Raw genomic sequence first — 2,024 nt, forward strand, 5'->3', positions numbered from 1 at the left:
ACCGTGCAATCTTCGCAAGTGTGCTCAGCCTGACGTCGCGCTTGCCGGTTTCAATCAACGAGAGGGCGCCTGCCGAGATGCCCGACAGTCGTGCGAGCTCCTGCAGGGTCAGGCTGGAGGCGACCCGCTGGCTGCGGATCGCAGCCCCGACCGGGGCGAGTACGTCTCTGTTTCCTTCCAAACTCATGACCATCACAAATTTTACCGAATACGATAATTATCCGTTATCTAGCAACTGTATCTTTCAGGGGTGTCTGTGCTCCCATTCCCGTCGGCTTTTGCACAGAGCATTGGCGATGATGACGAGCTTGCGCGCGACGGCCGTGACGATGACCTTGTGTGGTTTCCCGGCTTTACGGAGCCGATCAGCGAACGCTTTGAGTGTCGGGTTATGATGCGAGGCGACCAGCGCTGCCTGGAACATGACATGTCGTAGGGCGCGTCTACCACCGGCGATTGCGCGCTTGCCACGCAACGTTCCGCTGTCCTGCGCCACTGGTGCCAAACCGGTCAGGGCCGCAGCTTCTTCGCCGGTGAGAGCGCCGAGTTCGGGAAGTTCGGTGATCAGCGTTGAGCTGGCGACTGGTCCGATGCCGGGAACGGAACGAAGGATCCGCGCGGTGCCCGCGAGATGCCTGTAGCGCCCCAAAAGCTCTGAAATTCTGCTTTCCAACTCGGTGATCGCAACATCCAACCTCTCCTTCAACTCCACATCGATATCCTCGAACAGCTCTGCCGTTCCCGATTTCCGATGCGCCCGGATCTGCGCCAGAAGCCGCTTTCGCATCTCGACCACCTGTGCCCGTCTGGTGGTCAAGGCCCTGAGAAGACGTAGATGTTCGGCGGGAAGTGTTCGTCCTGCCTCGGGTCTGAAGACCAAGAAGCGCGCTATGAGTTCGGCATCGATCCTGTCGGTCTTTGCTCGGGTTCCAAGGCTGCGCGCGAAGGCCTTGACCTGGGCCGGCGGCACTTGGCGGGCCTCGACGCCTGCATCCTGAAGATAGGACCAGAGCCGCCATTCCTGCCCACCCGTCGCTTCGAAACAGACGACGGCTCTCTGGTCGTGAGCGAGATCGGACACCGCGACATGGCCATTATCGGTATTGGGGATGCGATGACGCTGACCGTCCGGAAGGCAGTGAATATCGAGCCAGTCTCGGCTCACATCTATCCCGATGATCCGACCGTGTGTTACCTTCTCCATGCTCTCCTCCGTCTGATACGCGGTCCCACGAGGGCCGCTGGCAACTGTTCGAGACAATGAAGGAGAGGCGGTGCCGACAGGCTAAGAAGCGTGGCCATGCCACAAGGGTCAGACGTCGCGCACCACCCCGTCACGGGTCCTCGCCGGGACACGTGACGGGGTCACGCTAGCAGATCTACGATACAGAAGGGTCAGGATTCATAACCAGTAAATGACGAGAGCTGCGAGGGCGATGGCTGAGAGGAACACCTTGGGGCATCGGTCATAGCGGGTCGCGACGCGCCTCCAGTCCTTGAGCCTGCCGAACATGATCTCGATGCGGTTGCGCCGCTTGTATCTCCGCTTGTCATATTTGACCGGCGTCTTGCGTTTCTTCCGGCCTGGGATGCAGGCGCGTATCCCCTTGTTCTGCAACGCTTCTCTGAACCAGTCAGCGTCATAGCCACGATCCCCGAGTAGCCATTTGACGTTTGGTAGGCGACTGAGCAGCGCCCGTGCGCCGATATAATCGCTGACCTGTCCAGCGGTGACGAACAGGTCGATCGGTCGTCCCTGACTGTCGCAGATGGCGTGCAGCTTGGTGTTCATACCGCCTTTGGTTCGACCAATCAGGCGACCACGCCCCCCTTTTTGGCGGCCATGCTGGTCGCCGTTCGGTGGGCCTTGAGGTATGTCGCGTCGATCATCAGTAAGCGCTGTCTGCGCCCCACGCGGGATCAGCTTGACGTGGTGAAGTTCCAGGGCATCAGCTCGTCGATCCTGCTGGCGGGGTGACCGGCGGTGATCGCTTCGAGGGTCGCCTTGAGGTAGGCGAAGGGCT

General features: G+C 60.4%; 3 protein-coding genes and 1 pseudogene. All 4 read right to left on the reverse strand.

Annotated features, from left to right (window positions below):
- Window positions 1–181, reverse strand: a 181-nt coding sequence (locus A3764_RS23180; RefSeq protein WP_201722510.1) for a helix-turn-helix domain-containing protein, incomplete at its 3' end; no start/stop codon positions are given.
- Between the two features lie 63 nt (window positions 182–244).
- On the reverse strand, window positions 245–1,204 hold the full coding sequence (locus A3764_RS23185) for an IS110 family transposase (RefSeq protein WP_067925956.1): 960 nt from the start codon (window positions 1,202–1,204) through the stop codon (window positions 245–247).
- Between the two features lie 198 nt (window positions 1,205–1,402).
- Window positions 1,403–1,899 (reverse strand): annotated as a pseudogene (locus A3764_RS23190) (IS5 family transposase); the annotation flags it as partial.
- A gap of 21 nt (window positions 1,900–1,920) precedes the next feature.
- A partial coding sequence (locus A3764_RS26300; protein WP_150122437.1) for a transposase domain-containing protein occupies window positions 1,921–2,024 on the reverse strand: 104 nt, incomplete at its 5' end.

The sequence above is a fragment of the Sulfitobacter sp. HI0129 genome (genome assembly GCF_001635395.1).
Classification (GTDB): Bacteria; Pseudomonadota; Alphaproteobacteria; order Rhodobacterales; family Rhodobacteraceae; genus Sulfitobacter.

Bases quoted from the DNA above. Each gene is read 5' to 3' on its own strand.
- A3764_RS23185 (WP_067925956.1), bottom strand. From the start codon at position 1,204: ATGGAGAAGGTAACACACGGTCGGATCATCGGGATAGATGTGAGCCGA.